Source organism: Lacipirellula limnantheis (genome assembly GCF_007746075.1).
Classification (GTDB): Bacteria; Planctomycetota; Planctomycetia; order Pirellulales; family Lacipirellulaceae; genus Lacipirellula; species Lacipirellula limnantheis.
Map to the genome: position 1 here is coordinate 1,854,853 of NZ_CP036339.1, position 17,932 is coordinate 1,872,784.

The 17,932-nt window shown below is 61.3% G+C and carries 13 protein-coding genes, 1 tRNA gene and 1 pseudogene; 5 read left to right on the forward strand and 10 right to left on the reverse strand.

The genetic code is table 11. The features are described 5' to 3' along the window. Positions 1–36 precede the first annotated feature (36 nt). On the reverse strand, positions 37–1,326 hold the full coding sequence (locus I41_RS07215) for an efflux RND transporter periplasmic adaptor subunit (RefSeq protein ID WP_145431909.1): 1,290 nt from the start codon (positions 1,324–1,326) through the stop codon (positions 37–39). 300 nt (positions 1,327–1,626) lie between these two features. Next, entirely contained in the window at positions 1,627–2,631 is a 1,005-nt protein-coding gene (locus I41_RS07220) for a 2-hydroxyacid dehydrogenase (protein WP_145431910.1), read from the reverse strand. A 291-nt stretch (positions 2,632–2,922) separates the two neighbouring features. On the opposite strand from I41_RS07220, the gene I41_RS07225 reads away from it, so the two are divergent. From I41_RS07225 to I41_RS07235, 3 genes are all read left to right on the forward strand, one after another. Then, complete coding sequence (locus tag I41_RS07225) at positions 2,923–3,339, forward strand: DUF1801 domain-containing protein (protein ID WP_145431911.1); 417 nt, start codon at positions 2,923–2,925, stop codon at positions 3,337–3,339. 174 nt (positions 3,340–3,513) lie between these two features. Then, entirely contained in the window at positions 3,514–4,926 is a 1,413-nt protein-coding gene (locus I41_RS07230; protein ID WP_145431912.1) for a TolC family protein, read from the forward strand. 131 nt (positions 4,927–5,057) lie between these two features. Beyond that, positions 5,058–5,879: a transporter gene (locus I41_RS07235; protein ID WP_168206752.1), complete on the forward strand. Its 822-nt coding sequence runs from the start codon at positions 5,058–5,060 to the stop codon at positions 5,877–5,879. A 120-nt stretch (positions 5,880–5,999) separates the two neighbouring features. Here I41_RS07235 and I41_RS07240 read toward each other — a convergent pair whose 3' ends face one another. The 3 genes from I41_RS07240 to I41_RS07250 are packed head-to-tail and all read right to left on the reverse strand — an operon-like array spanning position 6,000 to position 11,289. Beyond that, positions 6,000–7,676, reverse strand: a complete 1,677-nt coding sequence (locus I41_RS07240; RefSeq protein WP_145431914.1) for a TolC family protein — start codon at positions 7,674–7,676, stop codon at positions 6,000–6,002. Next, the gene (locus tag I41_RS07245) at positions 7,676–9,022 is read right to left on the reverse strand and encodes an HlyD family secretion protein (protein WP_145431915.1); all 1,347 of its coding nucleotides are present in this window, start codon (positions 9,020–9,022) and stop codon (positions 7,676–7,678) included. Before I41_RS07245 ends, I41_RS07240 begins: the two co-directional genes overlap by 1 nt. Positions 9,023–9,042: 20 nt before the next feature. Further along, positions 9,043–11,289, reverse strand: a complete 2,247-nt coding sequence (locus I41_RS07250) for a peptidase domain-containing ABC transporter (RefSeq protein WP_145431916.1) — start codon at positions 11,287–11,289, stop codon at positions 9,043–9,045. A gap of 494 nt (positions 11,290–11,783) precedes the next feature. Here I41_RS07250 and nhaR point away from each other — a divergent pair, with 494 nt between their 5' ends. Beyond that, on the forward strand, positions 11,784–12,686 hold the full coding sequence (gene nhaR / locus I41_RS07255) for a transcriptional activator NhaR (protein WP_145431917.1): 903 nt from the start codon (positions 11,784–11,786) through the stop codon (positions 12,684–12,686). A 95-nt stretch (positions 12,687–12,781) separates the two neighbouring features. On the opposite strand, the gene I41_RS07260 is transcribed toward nhaR, so the two are convergent. From I41_RS07260 to I41_RS07270, 3 genes are all read right to left on the reverse strand, one after another. Further along, a complete protein-coding gene (locus tag I41_RS07260; protein ID WP_168206753.1) occupies positions 12,782–15,529 on the reverse strand; it encodes a CHASE domain-containing protein in 2,748 nt (915 codons plus the stop codon). Positions 15,530–15,603: 74 nt separating this feature from the next. Then, a complete protein-coding gene (locus I41_RS07265) occupies positions 15,604–16,113 on the reverse strand; it encodes a response regulator (RefSeq protein ID WP_145431919.1) in 510 nt (169 codons plus the stop codon). Between the two features lie 40 nt (positions 16,114–16,153). Continuing rightward, entirely contained in the window at positions 16,154–16,600 is a 447-nt protein-coding gene (locus I41_RS07270; RefSeq protein ID WP_145431920.1) for a response regulator, read from the reverse strand. A gap of 195 nt (positions 16,601–16,795) precedes the next feature. On the opposite strand from I41_RS07270, the gene I41_RS07275 reads away from it, so the two are divergent. Further along, entirely contained in the window at positions 16,796–17,092 is a 297-nt protein-coding gene (locus I41_RS07275; protein ID WP_168206754.1) for an Hpt domain-containing protein, read from the forward strand. Positions 17,093–17,391: 299 nt separating this feature from the next. Here the strand turns inward: I41_RS07275 and I41_RS07280 are convergent. Further along, positions 17,392–17,465, reverse strand: a tRNA-Ile gene (locus tag I41_RS07280). 62 nt (positions 17,466–17,527) lie between these two features. Next, positions 17,528–17,932 (reverse strand): annotated as a pseudogene (locus I41_RS27135) (hypothetical protein); the annotation flags it as partial.

Consider the following 17,932-nt stretch of genomic DNA (forward strand, 5'->3'; position numbering starts at 1 on the left):
GAACCTTGGCGTCCCCGGCGGTTCAATTCTTCTGCTCTACTCCGCCACTTGGATTTGCTCGCCATCCTTCAGCCCGGGGGGGGGCGAGGTGACGAGCGATTCGCCGCCAGTGAAGGGAGAGGCGATTTCGATCAGGTTGTCCTCGGGTTCGCCCGTGGTGGTGACGGCGACCTTCCGGACGCGGTTGTCGTTAACGACCCACGCAAATTTTTCGCTGCCCTCGCCCTGGATCGCCGCCAAAGGGGCGAAGACGGCTTTGCGTTCAGAGAGGCTCGCTTCCCCCTCTTTCTGATCGGGGAGGAAGTTGACGGTGGCGCTCAGCTCGGGGAACAGGCGCTCGTCGGGGTTGAGGATGGCGACCTTCACCTTGACGATGCCGCGGGTACGGTCGCCCATTGGGATGATTTCGCGAAGTTCGCCGCGATAGCGGCGGTCGGGGACGGCGTCGACGACGACCTCGGTCGGCTGGCCCTTGTGGATTTGAGCTAGGTAGTCTTCTTTGACGTCGGTGTCGACTTCGAGTTCGTCGAGCTTCGCGAGCGTGATGACGGAGCCGCGGCCGGAGCTCGCGCCCATGCCGCCGGGCATGATCGACTCGCCCTTTTCGGCGTCCTTGGTAACGACCGTGCCGTCGAAGGGGGCGTAAATGAACATGTTGCGGATCGACTCCTCGGCTTCGCGAACGGCGTTCTTGGCGGCGGCGACCGAGGCCTCGCGGGCCTGCAGGATGGACTTGCTGGCGTCGCGGGCGGTTCGCGACTTTTCGAGGGCCGATTTCGTGCCGGCGTTGCGTTTGAAGACATCTTGCTCGCGGGCGTAGTCGCGCTCGACCTGCTCGGCGTTGAACTTGGCTTCGGCGAGTTGCGCTTCGGCGAGCGCGACGGCGACTTTCCGCGAGGCGAGCATGGCGTCGAGATCCGCGTGTTCCAGTTCAGCGAGGACGTCGCCCGCTTTGACTTGGGTTCCCTCTTCGACCGGGATCTCGGAGATGCGGCCCGGGACCTTCGCGCCGACGGCGGCCTGCCAGCGAGATTCCAGGTAGCCGGTGCAGGTGAGTTCGGTCTGGGCCTGGCCAAGCGTCATCACGCGGACCGATTCGACGGTCACGGTGGTCGGCGGAAAGAGCCGGTCCTTGAGCGCGACAAAACCGGCGGCGGCGATCGCGCCGATGATGACGATCCCTAACAGCAGCCATGCCAGCAGCGCCAGCGGCGAGGATTTGCGGGCCTTGCTACGGTCGATGCGGAGCGAGCCGAGCTCGTCGCGGACGGAGCTGGCTTTGACGCCGGGGCGGGCAGGGGGGGCGGAAGTCGAGGTGGGCGACATGGCGGCGGCGCGTCAAGCGACGAAAAGTGGCGGGGGGACCCAATAGGGTAACAATGTACAGGCGATTGAACAGATAATCTGTCATGATAACCGAAGGAATTCGCCAGGGGAGCGGCAACCTTGGCGGCCGACGGCGGGCGGGCCAAGAGTGACGTTCGCCGGGGGAATCGGCCCGGAGTCAGTCGCCAGTCGGCGCCTGACGATTTGCTGGCAGGGAAAGGGCGCGGCGAAAGCGCCGAAGGGGGAAGACGGGCGTCGCGCACGGGCGGCCGGCGACTCTGGACAGCCCCGGTCCGATGGCTATTTGAGCCGGTCGGCGGTGACTTCGTTCGGCAGGGGGCCCCCCTGCTCAAAGGCCGTGAGGTTCGCCATGGTCGTTTCGGCGATGTTCGTCAGCGCCTGGGCGGTGAAGTAAGCCTGATGCCCGGTGATCAGCACGTTGGGAAAGGTGAGCAGCAGCTGGAATTGGTCGTCCTGGATGATCGTATCCGAGAGGTTTTCGAAGAAGAGATCGGCTTCTTGCTCGTAGACGTCGAGCGCCAGGTGGCCGATTTGTCCGCTCTTGAGCGCCTGGATGACCGCCTCGGTGTCGACGAGGCCGCCGCGACTGGTGTTGACGAGCATCACGCCGCGCTTCATGCGGGCGATGGACGCGGCGTTGACGAGGTGATGCGACTGGGGGGTGAGCGGACAATGGAGGCTGATCACGTCGGCGGATTTCCAGATCTCCGGCAACTCAACGTACGCCCCGCCAAACTGCATAAGTTGGGGATTGGGATAGGGATCGTACGCGAGGACCCGGCAACCCATCGCCGCGAGCGTTCGCGCCAAGATCATGCCGATCTTGCCAGTGCCGACGATGCCCACGGTCCGGCCGTGCATGTCGAACCCCAGCAAGCCGTGGAGGGCGAAGTTTCCCTCGCGGAGCCGATTGTAAGCGCGGTGGATTTTGCGGTTGAGGCACAGAATGAGTCCCAGGGCGTGTTCGGCGACCGCGAAGGGCGAGTACGCCGGGACATGAACCACCTTGAGCCCCAGCCGCTGGGCGGCCCGCAGGTCGACGTTGTTGAAGCCGGCGCACCTGAGGGCCACCAGCCGGCATCCTTGCTGGGCGAGGGCGGTGAGCGCGTCGTCGTCGCACGTATCGTTCACGAAGAGGCAGGCGGCTGGAGCGTCGCCTTGCAGCACGGCGGTGCGCTCGTTGAAGCGCTCATCGAAGTAGAGAAGCTTGTGGCGGCCGGCGACGTTGGCGGCGTCGAGAAACGTGCGATCGTACGGCTTCGTGCCGAAGACGGTAACTCGCATGGGGATGGCTCCGACGCTAGTCCTGCGGCGTGGTGAAGGATCCGATTGTACTGCGCCTTGCCGCTGCACCAAGACTGGATTTGGCGGTCGCGGCGCCGAGTACTGCTCCCATGCCTCCGGCTAGAGCCGCCTCGCTGGTTTCGCAATCTTGACGAACGATTGAAGACCTCGGAGACTGCATCGTCGTCGCGCGGAGAATTCGTCCGTGACTGAAAAGCGATGACCAGGTGTTGCGGTGACCGAAATCGCGAATACCCGAGATCGCTGAAACTCGTCGGAGCCCATGACGCCATGAGAAAAAAGGTGAACAGCGGTTCCAATCAACCCGGGACGGCCGCCTCTCAAGTGAAACTGAGTGATTGGCGCGTCGACCTTCTGGCGCGAATTCGCGAATTGATTCAGCAAGCGGTTCCCGCGGCGGTCGAGGAGGTGAAGTGGCGCAAGCCATCGAATCCCGCTGGAGTGCCGGTCTGGTCGCACGACGGCATGCTGTGCACGGGGGAGATCTACAAGGACAAGGTGAAGGTCACCTTCGCCCAAGGGGCGTCGCTGCCTGACCCGGCGGGCCTGTTTAATGCGAGTCTCGACGGCAACGCGCGTCGGGCCATCGACTTCCATGAGGGCGACAAGATCAGGGCGACCTCGTTTAAGGCCCTGATCAGGGCCGCCGCGGCGCTCAACGGGGCAAAACAGCCGCGTCGTCGGTGAGCGGAGCGTCGAATTAACACCGCCATCGTCGCCGCTAGCCTTGCTACTGCTTGCAGCGATCCGGCGAAACTGCCCAAGCTGCACCGGCTGAACGGTCTGTAGTCACCGGCCCGCCTTCAACGGTCGATTTCTTCTCGGAACGCTACGCGCGTCAGTACGGTCGGAGCCAGCGTGATGCATGCGTGGGGAATTCTTCGTTTTGTCGCAGCGAGCGTCGGCGCGTGCGCTCTCTGCGGCGGGCGCCGCCCGGAGCTGGCAGCTGAACCGCTGACCCTGCAATCGCCAGCCGCCTTTGCGGTGATGGAGCCGCTGCCGCCAGTCAGCCCTGACGGCGAGTCTGACGCTCGACTCACCTTGGCCGACCTGGAACAACTCTCGCTGGGCAGCAACCCATCGTTGGCGCGTCTGGCGGCGCTGGTGGGCGCCGCGCGAGGCAATGCCTGGCAGGCAGGGCTGCCGCCCAATCCGAACGTCGGGTATCAGGGACAGCAGCTCGGCAGCGGCGGACTGGCCGAGCAACACGGCGTGGTGTTCAGCCAGGAGATTATCCGCGGCGGGAAGTTACGACTCAGCCGCGCGGTGGCGGACCGCGACCGCATGCGTGCCGAGCAGGAGTTGATCGCGCAGGAGCTGCGCGTCCTCACTGACGTGAGGATCGGGTACTTCCAAGCCTTGCTCGCCCAGCGCCAAGTGGAGCTGGCGGGCAACCTCGTGCAAATTGGCGAAGAAGGCTCCCGCGCCGTCAACGAACTTTTCAGCGCCGAAGAGGTAGGTCGCGCCGATGTTTTGCAGGCGCAACTGGAAGTCGAAAACGCCCGGCTGATTAACCAAAACTCGCGCAATCGCTATCTCGCGGCGTGGCAGGAGTTGGCGGCCGTGGTGGGCGATCCGACGCTGGCGCCGCAAGAGTTGGCAGGAGATCCGACCGCACAGGCGCCTTTCATCGACTATCAGGGCGCCTTGTCGCGCATTCTGAGCTCCAGCCCGGAAATCGCGGCGGCGATGATCGAGATCGAGCGCGCAAACGTGGCGTTGCAGCGGGCCAGAGTCGAACCCGTCGCCAACGTCAGCGTCGAAGGTTTGGTGAACTGGCGCGACAACGGCATCGGCGGCAAACCCGACGGCGGCGTGGCTGTTTCGGTGCCGATTCCCGTTTTCAATCGCAACCAGGGAGCGATCGCCCAGGCCAACCATGAGGTGATGGCGGCGCGGCAGGCCCTCAACGAGTTGGAGCTGTCGCTGCAGAAGCGTCTGGCCGCGACGTACGAACAATACTCCAATGCTCGGGCGCAGGAAGAGCGCTATCGCGAAATGATTCTCCCCTCGGCGGTGGAATCGCTGTCGCTCACCAGAAAGATGTACAGCGCCGGCGAGGCAAACTTCATCGCGCTGCTTACGGCGCAACGTACGTATTCCCAAACGCAACTCAATTACCTGGACGCCCTTCGCTCGCTGCGCATCGCCGAGGCGGAGATCGAAGGGATGCTGCTCTCCGACAGCTTGGAAACCGGGGGCAGCCCGACGCGGCGAACTAGCGACGTGCGCAACTCGCCAGTCCCTGGCGGCATCGGGGTGTTTGGTCGCTGATGCGGCAGTTCATCACGTTGCCGACGCTTCGCGTTGTCCGCCGGCATGGGCGGAACGGACGACGGCTATGCGCCGTCGCGGTCTCTCTGGCAGTGGCGCTAGGGACCCATTCTCGGAGCCGCGGCGACAACGTGATTTTTCTCTGGGGGCGGGGCGACGGCGGAGAGTCGAAAAGCGCCGCTGAAAAGCTGGCCGAACCGCTGGTGACCGATCGCCCCGACTTCACCAACAGTGCGGCCACCGTTGGACTCGGCCTGACGCAGATCGAGGAAGGATACACCTATAGTTACAACGCCAATGGCGTCGGGAGCACGACTTCGCACTCGTTCCCCGAAACGCTGGTGCGGATGGGCGTACTGGCGGAATGGTTCGAGGCGCGCCTGGGCTGGAACTACTCAGCTGCGGCCAACACCGAGTTTGGCGCCGGCAAGAGCGACGATTCTGGTTCGGAGCCGTTGTATTTGGGCGTGAAGCTCGCACTCGCCGGGCAAGAAGATTTTCTGCCAGAGACCGGATTGGTCGTCCAAATGAGCGTGCCAACCGGTCCAACCAACGTTTCGGGCGATGAGATGCTGCCGGGCGTCGCTTGGCTGTACGGCTGGGATTTGAACGATTGGATCTCCCTCGGAGGGATGGCTCAGGGCAATCGCGCTCTCGATTCCCAAACTTCCAGACCTTACTTCGAGTACTCGCAGTCTTGGTCGGTTGGCTACGACCTCTCCGAGGAGCTTGGCGCCTACACGGAGTGGTACGTCATCGCACCCGATGGCGCCGATTTTGACCCGTGCCAGAACTACTTCGATGCGGGATTCACGTACCTACTGAGTGACAACCTGCAGCTCGACATACGCTACGGGGTCGGGTTGAACGAGGGAGCCGACGATTACTTCGCTGGCGCCGGCGTCACATGGCGTCCGCTGTGCTTGGCGCGGAACGTGCAATCGGGCAGGTAAGCTTTCGGCCGACGATCGCGCCAACATGGTCGCCGCCCATCGAGCGGCGGCGTCCCCGTGATGTCTGCTATCGATGCAGTGCCTCGACCCGGCGAGAGCAGACTGCCTCTCGGCGGCAGGCTAGGGGGCGATGGGAAGCGGAGCGCTTTGCGCGACGCGTCGGGCGCCCGAGAGTTCGCCCGCGATCGCGGCGTGTAATTGCGCCGCTGCCGTGAAGTACGTCGCGGCGGCGTCGACGACGAGGGTCTCCGCATCGGCCGCGGCTTGTTCGCGCAGGTTGACGATGAGAAGATCGCTGTCGCCTTGCTCGAATTTTTTCCACTCCGCCTCTTCCATTTTCAGGGCGAGCGAGTAGCTTTGGCGCGCCTGCTCCAGCGCCGCATACTCGGCGGCGAGGGCCGTTCTGGCGGACTGCACTTCGGCAATGATTTTCTGCTCGGTGAACCGACGCTTCGCTGAGATTTGCGCCAGCTTGCCTTGAGCCTCTTGAAGTTTGCCTCGTGCCGCGCTGCGCTGGAGCGGGACTTCAATCAAGGCGCCGGCCTCCATTTCGAATTGCGACTTGTCGCGAATCTGCTTCGTCGGAGCACCGACGTCCTGAGACGCGACCATGACTCCGTCGATCGACGGGAGCAGAAGATTGGACGCTTGTCGCACGTCGACCTGCGCGCGCTCGCTTTCGAGGCGCAGTAGCCACAATTCGGGACGTTGTTGAAGCGCTTGGGCCGTTTCCGCGGTTTCGGCGGTCTGGTCCGGTCCCGTGGCGGGAGGAAAATCGGCCGGAAGTTGGTCGGGCGTGACCATCAGCGGAGTACCGAGCGGGTCCCGGAAAAATAGCGATAATTTGATCGCTGATTGTTGAAGCTTGCGCTCCGCTTCGATGAGCTTGGCTTGTCGCGAAACGATTAAGCGCTGATTATCCGTGAGGGCAATGCCGGCGATATCGCCTCTCGCAGCCCGTTTCTCCATCCCTTGCTGGCGGTCGACCGCCAAGTTAAGGAGCTTGCGAGCGACCTTGGTTCGCTGCCCCGCGGCGACCCAATCCCAGTAAGCCAGGGATGCGCCGAGGACGGCGTCGATGACTTCGAGTTGAACGATAGGTTCAGCAGCGGTCTGGTCGAGCTGGGCCTTGTAGACCGCCGCGCGGCGTTTGTCGATGTCGCGATCACGCAGAAACGGCAGCGTGACGCCGGCCTTGAACTCGCCTCCCTGATTCGTGTCTCGCTCTAAATACCAGGGCTCGAAGAATCCGCGCCCGAGACGATAGCCCGCGTAAGTTTGCGATCCGCCCCAGTTATACTGTTTGACGCCGAGATCATAGCGATAGTTCTTGTAGTATCCCAAGGGCTCAGAGATCGCTTGGCCGATCAGATTGGAATCAAATTTTCCCATGGCGGCCAATTGCTTGCCGGCGGCAATTTGCCGCTCGCGCGCCGCAGCTTCGATGGCGGGGTAGTTGGCGTAAACTGAGGAGATGACGTCGTCGAGCGTCGCCGAAGCCGACTCGCCCAACGGGGCCGGCAGTAATTCGGGAAAGCTCGGCGCGGCCTCCGCATCGACTTCGGCCGGGTTCACCAATGTGACCGGCGGGAGCGCCTCGGGCTGATAGGCAGCTAGCTGAATGTGGTCCGAGCGTTTTTCAGGCGACGCAGCCGCGGACGGCGCCGGCGTCGGCGTCGCTGCAGCGGATGACTTAGGGATGGGATCAACCCCATCGCCGCTAGGGACAAAGTTGGCGGACGAGCGACAGCCGGAGATGAGCACGACGCACGCCAAGGTCCACGCGAAAGATCGCATCACATTTTTACCTTCGGAACTTTGGCTTTCTTCTCGTCTTTCGGCTCTTCCTGGGAGATGACTGGCGGAAAACCGTTCAACTGTCGCCAAAGCTCGTAACCCAGCTTTACCTGGTTTAGCAAGACCCACCCGTTTGCGCGAACGCCTTGTCTTAGGTAGCGCTCCGAGGGCCAGGTCGCGCTCGCGTCCGGCAGCACAAGGATGCGGAATTGCCCTTTGCCATTGTCGGTGGCGTCAACGTTCACCACTTCTCCTCCGAAGGTGCCGACAGCGACGGAGGGCCAACCGGCAAACTGCACGGCGGGCCATCCTTCGAACTGCAGACGAACATGGCGTCCGGGGCTGATGAGCGGGGCGTCATTGCCGGAAACCCAGAGTTCGACGGCGCGTTCGGCAGCTTCGGGGACCAGCACGAACAGCGGGTCGCCTTCCTTGACAATCGCGCCCCCTTCATTGGCGAGCAGGCGAACAATGGTCCCGTCTCGGGGAGCAGTGACCAATTGGTTTTCTTGCTTGGCTAACTTGCCTTGCAGTTCGGTGAGCTCTTTTTGAGCCAAGGCGACGTCGCCGATCGCTTTCTGGTGTTCGGCGCGCGCGGTTTCGACGTAGCCTTCGGCCTCGCGCTCTTTCTGTCCGAGTTGAGACTTCTTCGCTTCCCTGCCGCTCTGGGCGGACGCGAGATAGGAATCCGCCTGCTTGAGCTTCGCGTCCGACTCCTTAAACTTCCGATCGGCGATTTCCACTTCCTGCGGCGAACTCAGTTGGTCCTGGGCCAGTCCCTGTTTGCGTTCGAGGTATGCCAGCGCCTGCGCACGCGCCGCAGCCGCCGCAGCCAACCCTTGCCGTTCAGCTTCGACTTTCTGCTCAGCCATGGCGACTTCCTGCCGGGCGGCGGCGATCGCCAGTTGCTGCGCATCGGTGACGGCGCGAAGCTTGGTCTCGTAGGCGCGCGCGATTTCGCCGGCAGAGCGCAGCTTCTCTTCATAGGCCTCGCATTGGCGTTGGAGTCGTTCGAGCGCCGACGGATCGATGTCGCGCAGTTCGAGGATGAGTTGTCCCTTGGCGACCGTGACGCCCTCGCGAATGCCGTCGCCCCACTTGTGCACTCGCCCCGAGACGTTGGCTTCCACAATCTGTTGACGTTCCAGGGGGGCATAGGCAACCACCTGCCCGGTGCCGCGCACCGATTGCTGCCAAGGGGCGGCAAACAGCGCGACCAGCGTGAACGCCAGCAGGAGGAGCAAGACCTTGGCGATGCGACGCGGCAATCGCGGCGAGGCCACGAGTCGCAGGGACGGCAACGCAAACGTTGCCGCGGGAGCCGCCATTGGTTGGAGATGCTTCATGAACTTTGCCGTCAGCGAGTCTAGACTTGCTTCGTGAGCAGGCGCGGAGAGTCCTGATGCGGAAGCTGCACGGGCGACGAATTCACCTTTCCATCTCGACCGATGGTCAGGGCCGCGTCGCAGGCCAAGAGCACGTCACGACGACCCGTGGCGATAATCAGTGTGCAATTCCCGTCGAGAGCCTTCAGGCTGCCAAAGACGCGTCCGATAATGTCGTCGGGCAGTCCGTCCAGCGCATGGTCGATGAGCAACATGCGAGGGCGACCGGCAAGGGCGCGGGCTAGCGTCATTCGCACCTTCTGGTCGAGCGACAGAATATTCCCCTCCGTTTCGAGCCGGTAGTCGAGACCCTCGCGAAGCGACAGCATCTCGTCCAAAAGGTCCACCGCCTGCAGCGCAGCGGCGACTTCCGCTTCGCCGACGGTCGACCGACCTACGTGAACGTTCTGCGTCACGGAGCCGTGGAAGATCTCGGCGTCGCCGACGAGAGACGCCTGGTCGCGCAGGGATTCGATGCTAACTCTGCGCGCGTCCAGCCCGTCGAGTTCGATGCAACCTTCGAGCGGGTCCACGTCGCGAATCAGCACTTCGAGAAACTGACGACGCTGAGCCGCAGAGCCGCCGACGACGGCGACCATGGTTCCAGGATCGATCGCGCACGACGCCTTGTCCAATCGCGCGCCGCACGCGGTCGGCGGCGTGGTGACGTCTCGAAGCTTCACGGCCACGCCCTCGCGACCAACTGCCATCTCGATCCCGTCGAGTCGTTCGGTAGGCAGGTCGAACAGGTGACCAAGTTTGTCCATCGACGCCATCACGTCGTAGTAGCCTTCAAGAAACTTACCGATCTTCGCAAAGGAGCCGACGATGACGGTGACGATCAATTCAGCGGCTACCAACTGACCTAAGGACAATTCGCCGCGAATGACCAGCCAACCGCCCAGGCCGAGCAGCACGGTGCTTGCGACGACTTGAAGCGCCAGCGAAGCGATGACTTGCCGCATCAGGATGCGAAAGTGGTCGATGCGAGCCGTCAAATACTCCGCGACTCGGCGGTCCGTTTGTTCGACGGCGAAAGCGGCGGCGGACCGCGATCCAAAGAGGTTGGAGAACCTCGCGAGGTCTTCAAACCACGCTGCCGTCGCATACTTTTGGCGAGATTCGTTGACGCTTGTGTCGACCGCGCCGCGGCCCATCAAGAAAATGATCCCGAAGATGAACAACAAGAGGAAGGCGTCGAATCCCAGTAGGACAGGATGGTAGAACGCGATCACTGCCATGCCGACCAACGTCTGCAGCAGCAGTGCCGAGCCCTCCAGTAGGAGTTGAGTCGTCACTTTCTGCACGGTGACGACTTCGAAGAAACGGTTTGTCAGTTCGGGACCATAGTGGTTGTCCCAGAACTTACTGCCGACTCGAGGCAAGCGGTGCGCGAGGTCGCCGGCAATGCGAACGAACAGCCGTCGTTGGATGATCTCGGCAATGTAAGCTTGCACGGCGCGCATGGCCGCCGCGAACCCAAGGAACACGCCCAGGATCCCCGCGAGGACGATCACGGGTTGCACGAACTGCCCGAACGCGACCGTGTTGACGAGAGCTTCGACCGCTATCGGCGAAGAAAGGGCCAAGAGCCCAATCACCACGGCGAAGATCAGGATGACGCCAATATCACTGCGATCAGGCGCCAGCAACGTTAGCAGGCGCGACAGCGGGGTTGGATGCTCATGGGCCGAACTGGGCGGCGAGCAAAGCAGCAGTGGCTGAAGCGCGATCCACTCTCGAACGGGAGGAGCGTCGCCGATCCTTTTTCCGAGGCGCCGGAGGGACATCCATTTGGCTTCTGACCCTAGCGCCGAATCGAAGACCTTGACGCGAAACCCGCGATAATCAGCTAGCAGCGTCCAGCCTAGGGACCCGTCGTCGTTGCGGCGCAACAGCCCGAGCGGCGCCTGCGGTCTGATCATTCCCGCGGCTTCGTCCAAGGCGAGCGGCAGTAGATCGACGCGCAGCCGAAAGCCGCTGGCTGAGGCGGATAACATCGCGTGGAGGTCAGACAGCGAATTGCCGGCTCCCGAGTCGCGACTCCATTCGCCGAAATGCCGCCGGGCTTCGACGCGGTCGAATGAAACCCCCATTTCGTGGGCGGCCAAGTCGAGAAACGTCGCCAATTCGCGATGGTCGGCGTCGAGGCGAGGATCCGTGGTGCGCGCTACCGCGGTGCTCGACCGCGCGCCAGCAGAACTCAGCCTTTGGGATTCTTCGATCATTGGCGTTTCAAATCACACGCGATCGCCGCGGGCCTGATGCGGACGGAAGCGGCGATGGGAATTGTCGTCTGGAGCGCCAGGAACCGGCGCAAGCGCGAAATGCCGGCGGAGACGGCTCGAACGGGGCTCGGCATGCCTGGAGGTCGCTGCAATTGTGCCCCACAACGGTTCCTCACGGAGAATTCGACGCGCAAGGTCGAGCTCGATGCGAGGCGTCCACGCCTTGAAACGCCGAAAGGCGGCTGGGCCTGAGCAATGGGTGTATCGGGCGAACTCGAAACAGACCTCGTGGGTAATCAGGGGCCCCTCGTCGACGGTCGGAGTCCCGAGGTGCGGACGTTGACGCTCACGGCAAGAGTACGCTCGACGGCGCACTCAGACTTGGCGTGCGAGGTTAGCGAATCTGCTAGGGTTATCCTACGGCATTTTACGACGTTGGGAATAGTCGGTATTATGCGTCAAATCGTAGAAAATTCCTACGCAAAGGGCTACCCATGCAGTGGCTGAACTACCATCACCTGTACTACTTTTGGAGCGTTGCGCACGAGGGTTCGGTCACCGCGGCGGCCGCGAAGCTTCAGCTATCGCGTCCGACCGTAACGGGCCAACTTCGTAGTCTGGAGCACTCGTTCGGCAACAAGCTGTTCCGACAGTCCGGCCGGCGGCTGTTGCTGACTGCGTTCGGGGAAACCGTGCTGGCGTACGCCGACGACATTTTTGCGACCGGCCAGGAACTCCAGCGCGCTGTCAGCGGCGCCCAGGGCGATGTTCACCGGCTGATCGTCGGCGTGCCCGATGAGATGCCGAAACTCATCGTGTTCCGGCTTTTGCAACCCGCATTCAACCTGCCGACGCCGCCGCGGATCATATGCCGTGAAGGCAAACGCGATGAACTTCTCGCCGAACTGGCGATTCATCGGCTCGATTTAGTGCTTTCGGACGCTCCGCTCGATTCGTCATCCAGCGTGAAGGCGTATAACCACAAGCTTGGCGAATGCGGCGTGACCTTCTTCGCTAGCCCTGAGCACGCCAAAAAGTTGAAGGCCGGGTTTCCCCGCTCACTGCACAACCAGCCGATGTTCTTGCCGACGGCGTCGACAACCACGCGGCGGCTCATCGACCGATGGCTGGAGACTCAAGGCATTTATCCGTTGATTGCGGGTGAGTTCGAAGACAGTGCGCTGATGAAGGTGTTTGGGCAGGCGGGCGGGGGAGCGTTTCCCGCGCCGACCGTTATTGAACAAGAAGTCATCAAGCAATACGCCGTCCATCCGATCGGGCAGGCGGACGGCGTTGTGGAGAAATACTTCGCCATTAGCATCGAAAGACGACTCAAACACCCGGCCGTCATCGCCATTACTGCGTCGGCGCGGGAAGGTTTGTTTGGGATGAGATGACGGGGGCGCCGACCGTCCAGGAAATGGATTGGATCGCAGTCGCTGCCGACGAAGGACAAGTCATCATCGCCCAGTCAGACGACCTGGGGGGCACGTCAATCGAGGGTTGAATCGGCCGTCACCATCGTAGCGTCCATGGCGCGGCGTTCTTGACTTAGCCACTTCGCACACTCATTGAGGAGATCTTCTTTCATGATCGGCTTGGTAACGTATCCATTGCAACCTGCTTCCAGGCAACGCGATTTATCTTCCGACATGGCATGGGCGGTGAGCGCGACGATTGGGCCCGCATATCCCGATTGCCGCAGGTTGGAAACCAGGCTGTAGCCGTCCATTTCGGGCATCTGCATATCGGTCACGAGGAGATCGATGCCGTCGCCGCCGCACAGCGCATCCTGCATGAGCTGCAGCGCTTCGACTCCGTTGTCGGCGGTCATTACTTGCAAGCCGGCCTTGCCAAGGTGAAACGTCACGATCCGCTGAATGTCGGGGCTATCCTCGGCGACCAACACCCTGCCTTCTAGCAGGGCGTGAGGTTGGGCGGCTTTCTGAACGCTGTATGTAGAGGCCAGCGTGGTTGCCATCGTGGTATTCTCGCCGACGGCGAGCGGGAATCGTAACGTGAACGTCGAACCTTTCCCGGGCAGCGTGCGCGTCAGCGTCACGCTGCCGCCGAGGAACTCAGCCAGGCGACGACTAATCGTGAGACCAAGTCCAGTGCCGCCGTACTTTCGCGTGAGCGAGGCGTCCGCCTGCGTGAAGGGCCGGAATAGCGACGCCGCCTGCTCCTGCGTCATTCCGGCGCCCGTATCCGTCACGTCGATCTCAATCGTCTGTTGATCGCCGCCGGCGTCGCATTGCCGGACGACAACGTCAATGGATCCGGCGTCGGTGAACTTCACGGCATTGCCAACCAGGTTGAGCAATATCTGCCGCAGATGCGTTGGATCGCTGATAATGACGTCGGGGATGGGCGAATAGAGGGCGAAGCTTAGCTGCACGCCCTTCTCGGCGACCCGCGGCGCTAAGATGCGATGTACTTCATGAAGCACTGACGGCAGCGACGTTTCAACAAGCTCGGTGCGGAACTTTCCAGCCTCAATCTTGGATAAGTCGAGGATGTCGTTGATCACCGTTAGCAGGTGATCGCCCGCTCTGCGGATCGTTTCAATGGTATCCAAACGACGCAGCGGCGCGTCTTCGATCCGGCCATCTTCGCGGAGGATGTCGCAACAGCCTAGAATGGAGGTCAGCGGCGTGCGAATCTCATGGCTCATGTTGGCGAGAAACTCGCTTTTCGTTCGATTTGCCGCCTCTGCCTGCTCTGAGCTGCGCTTGAGTTCGGTGATGTCGCTTTCGATTGCCATGAATCCCGTGAGGACGCCATTGCCGTCTCGCAACGGCGCAATCTCGATGGCTAGCCAGTACTCACGGCCATTCTTGGCGTAATTGATGATCTCTACCGATATCGGCTCTTCTTTCTCAAGCGCCCTGCGTATGGCCGATGCTATGGCCGGGTCACTCTTGGGCCCTTGCAGAAAACTGCCTGGCTTTCTCCCAATCGCCTCATCCAGCGTGTATCCGCTGATGCGCGTAAAGCCTTCATTCACCCACTCGATTCGACCGGTGACGTCTGTGATAATGATCGCGTTGCTCGTGCGTCGGGCGATCTCAGCCAGTCGTTGAGCTTCCAACGACGCCTCGCGCATGCGAGCTTCACTGGCGCGGAGGTCCGCCGTAATTGTCCGTGCGATGGATTCCGCTCGGTCGCGGCTGCGCAGCAGCGACCAGATGACCACCCCTGTCGCCAGGCTGACAATGGCCCCGGCGACCCCGATGATGATGGCGAGGGCAAAGTGGATGTTCTCTTCGAACTTGCGCGTTGACGTTGTGATCAATGTCCACTGCCGACCCCCAATGTCGATGTTGCGGCGACACATGAACATTCGGTCTTGGTAGTTGTCCGAACTGATGGGTCCTTGAACGTGGGCAAGATGTCCGTCGAAGTCAAACAACCGAGACTCGCTGCCTTCCTGTGCGCCATCGTAAATCTCGAGGTCGAGCGACTCCACTTCGCCCTCGACGACCCCCTCCAGCGCCTCGTCCAGAACGATCGGCGCGTACAACAGACCCTGTAGCGCCTCGCTTCGTTGCTTCGGCGAGTTCAGCGGGGCGCCATTCCGGTACACCGGCAGAAAGTACAAGAGGCCGCAGCGCGTTTGAGAATCCTGGACCAAGTGGACTCTGCCCGTAATTCTCGGCTCTCCGCTGAGAATGGCACTCTCCGCGGTTTCGCGTCGGATCGGGTCTTCTCCGATGTCGAGCCCCCAGGCCCCCGCATTTTGTTGCAGGGGATAGATGTATTTAATGATCAGATGATCATTAGTAGGCGAGGCGTGCGTTCGATCTTGTGCAGGGAGATGTTTGAGGTGAAAGTCGGGGGCGCTGTCGGCGCGTTCGGCGGCAAGAAACGATTCAAGCTTGTCGGCCGGCACGCGCTCGATGAACCCAAAGCCCTGGGCGCCCGGGAACTCCACGGCGAGATCTCGTGACGCCACGTACGCGGCAAACTCGGCGCGAGTCACGCGTTCGCTGGCTGCGTAGACGCCGCGGGCGCCCTTCAGGCCGTCCATCGACTCATTGATGCGTCCCGCTGTCTCAGCGGTAATGGAGTCGGTAAGGCGCTCCAGCTTCAGGCGGGCCTGAGCCTTGATTTCGTTCCAAGAGATCGCTGCGGCGACGAACGTGCATGCGAGTCCGACGGCCAGGGCGAACCATGCGCACAGCATCGCCTTGCTGCCGTGCCTCGGCGTGACAACCGACAGATCGTATCTGCGGGGCATAGGTGACGCCATTGCGAGGAAATGTTGAAGTGATGCGTTTCCGCAGTTTCTCCTTTGATGCAAGGATTCGGTCGTTACGACGGCTCCGACATTTCCATTTCCAGCTCTTCCGTTACGACGGCAGCGATATCGTGGTCAGTCATTTTGAATGGGCTTGCATACCCCCTGCGTAGCACGGTTAGCTCTCGGAGGGTGTTCCACCATCGATCGATGTTCTCGAACGCGAGCCGCACGGTGTCGAGCAGGAGCTGCGGATCGCGCAGCGGCTTGAAGACGCACGCGGCGGCTCCTCTTCTTAACGATCGCACAACCGATGACTGAGATACGAGGCCTGTCAAGATGATGACGTTGATGCCGCCGTCATAGCGCTTGATCTGACGCAGCAGGTCCAGACCGTGCAACTTGGGCATGTCAAGATCGAGGATGATGACCCGAAAATTGCGATTGCGGATCATTTCCATCGCTTGGGTGGGGTCGTTTAGCTCGACGCATTCAATGCCGCGCTTCTCCAGGAGTTGCGAGACCAGTGCGGTCATGGCCGGATCATCGTCAATGTGAAGAACCGAATATTTCTCGTGACTCATTGTTCTCTCCAGAATGTGCGATGAAAGCTGTGCCTGATCGTCAAACGGCGCTGCGAGTTCGCCACAGGGTATCGGACAACGACCGGCGCCAGCGGCGCAGTCTGGCAATCGCTTGTTGGACGATTTCCTGAATCTGCCCCTCGCTTACCGGCTTTACCAAGTAGTCGGCCGCGCCAATGTCGCCAGCAGTGACCAGTGCGGCGGAGGTCGAATAGGCGGTGATGATGAGCGACTGAACCCAGGGATTGAGCTTTTTCGCCTGGCGAACAAGCTCTAGTCCATCGACGTCCGGCATGTCGAGGTCGGTGACGATGATGTCGACCCATTCGTCGCTGACGTGGGCGTGCGCGGCGCGTGCATCAGTGAACAGAGTTAGTTCAACGTCATCTTGTTCGATCTTTGATAGGATGCGGGATAGCCATCTGGCCTGAGCAGCATCGTCGTCAACCGCGAGAATGCTGATTTTTGGCGCAGTAAGATTGGACATGGTCCTTTTCCTTCCCTATGGCCTAAGATCCATTGGTGGTTGTTTAGGCAAAGAGTACGTCTTTGCCATCGCGAAGTTGGATAACAGCCACTGCAGATGTCCGCAATTACGCCGAGGAGTCTGCGAACGGTCGTCTGTGGATCGTGTTTCAGGGCTGGTTATGTGCGTTTGCTGAGTTTTCGTACCGAGGCTGTGATGAACGCATCGTTCCGTGACGAATCAGACGATTTTGCCGAATTGGTTGAAATGTACGTGGCTGAGATGCCGGCGCGCATTGCCGCCTTGTCAGCCGCCGTGGCGAGCAACGATCGCGATCAAGTGAGGCGACTGTTGCATCAGCTGGTCGGGTCGGCGGGGAGTTATGGGTTTAATTCTTTGTCAGTCGAGGCAAGGAAAGTTGAAATGGCTCTTCACGCTGGCGTCTCGCTGCCCGAAGTTTCGTCGGGCATTCGCGATCTGATTGAGTTGTGCGAAAGAGTCCAAATCGCGTAGTCTTATCCTTGTTTAAGTTGTCGGCTTCGCCGCCGCCATGGGCGCTCCGGCCATGGTGGGTCGGTAGCAGTTGGCGCGGCAGTGGAACTGAGGGGCCCAGCGTGGTCCCATGTCGCCGAGGGATTCGGAGGAGCCGACGAGGATCCAGCCGTTGGGCCTGGCGGCCACTGGTACCGGGCGCGCTGCGCCATGCGCTGCGCAACCTGCTGTCAACGAGTTGCAAGAGGTATTGGCAAAAATCGACGGCACTGGAAATACAGAGGTATTACAGTTGTTGCGACTGGTTGACAGTTGTATAGTAGTCCGGGAGGGACTCGAACCCCCGACCAAGGGATTATGAGTCCCCTGCTCTAACCGACTGAGCTACCGGACCAAGTTGTACGTGGGCCTGGATCGCGAGGATCCGCCCCTTGGTAAGTTATCAAGTATACACACCTAGCCCATGGCTGGGCGAGTGCCGCTGCCTGAGGTGTTGCTATGCTCGCCGCTTACCAGAGCGATTACTTTGTTGCCCGCTTGCGGGGTCAATTCGCTGTTAGTGGCCAGCACACGAAGGCGGCCTTTTTCGGGCACCAGGAACATTATCACCGCGGTCTCGCCATATTTTGTGCGGAAATCGTCGAGGGTGAAATCGTCGCTCAGAGTGGTTTTCTTGATGCGATACCCATCTTCGTACAGTTCTCGTAGGCGATCTTCCGTGAGATCCTGGGTAAACAGGATTCGACCTCGCAAGTGAGATGGAATCCGCTGATGTCGTTCGCTGGTTTTCTCGTGCAGGGCTAACTGATAGACATTCGCCGAGCCAAATTGTTCGGCAAATTGACTGACAGCCAGCGTATT

Excerpts from the sequence above, each read along its gene's own strand:
- I41_RS07215 (WP_145431909.1), bottom strand. The coding sequence starts at position 1,326 with ATGTCGCCCACCTCGACTTCCGCCCCCCCTGCCCGCCCCGGCGTCAAA.
- I41_RS07220 (WP_145431910.1), bottom strand. The coding sequence starts at position 2,631 with ATGCGAGTTACCGTCTTCGGCACGAAGCCGTACGATCGCACGTTTCTC.
- I41_RS07225 (WP_145431911.1), top strand. The coding sequence starts at position 2,923 with ATGAGAAAAAAGGTGAACAGCGGTTCCAATCAACCCGGGACGGCCGCC.
- I41_RS07230 (WP_145431912.1), top strand. The coding sequence starts at position 3,514 with ATGCATGCGTGGGGAATTCTTCGTTTTGTCGCAGCGAGCGTCGGCGCG.
- I41_RS07240 (WP_145431914.1), bottom strand. The coding sequence starts at position 7,676 with ATGCGATCTTTCGCGTGGACCTTGGCGTGCGTCGTGCTCATCTCCGGC.
- I41_RS07245 (WP_145431915.1), bottom strand. The coding sequence starts at position 9,022 with ATGAAGCATCTCCAACCAATGGCGGCTCCCGCGGCAACGTTTGCGTTG.
- I41_RS07250 (WP_145431916.1), bottom strand. The coding sequence starts at position 11,289 with ATGATCGAAGAATCCCAAAGGCTGAGTTCTGCTGGCGCGCGGTCGAGC.
- nhaR (WP_145431917.1), top strand. The coding sequence starts at position 11,784 with ATGCAGTGGCTGAACTACCATCACCTGTACTACTTTTGGAGCGTTGCG.
- I41_RS07260 (WP_168206753.1), bottom strand. The coding sequence starts at position 15,529 with ATGCCCCGCAGATACGATCTGTCGGTTGTCACGCCGAGGCACGGCAGC.
- I41_RS07265 (WP_145431919.1), bottom strand. The coding sequence starts at position 16,113 with ATGAGTCACGAGAAATATTCGGTTCTTCACATTGACGATGATCCGGCC.
- I41_RS07270 (WP_145431920.1), bottom strand. The coding sequence starts at position 16,600 with ATGTCCAATCTTACTGCGCCAAAAATCAGCATTCTCGCGGTTGACGAC.
- I41_RS07275 (WP_168206754.1), top strand. The coding sequence starts at position 16,796 with ATGAACGCATCGTTCCGTGACGAATCAGACGATTTTGCCGAATTGGTT.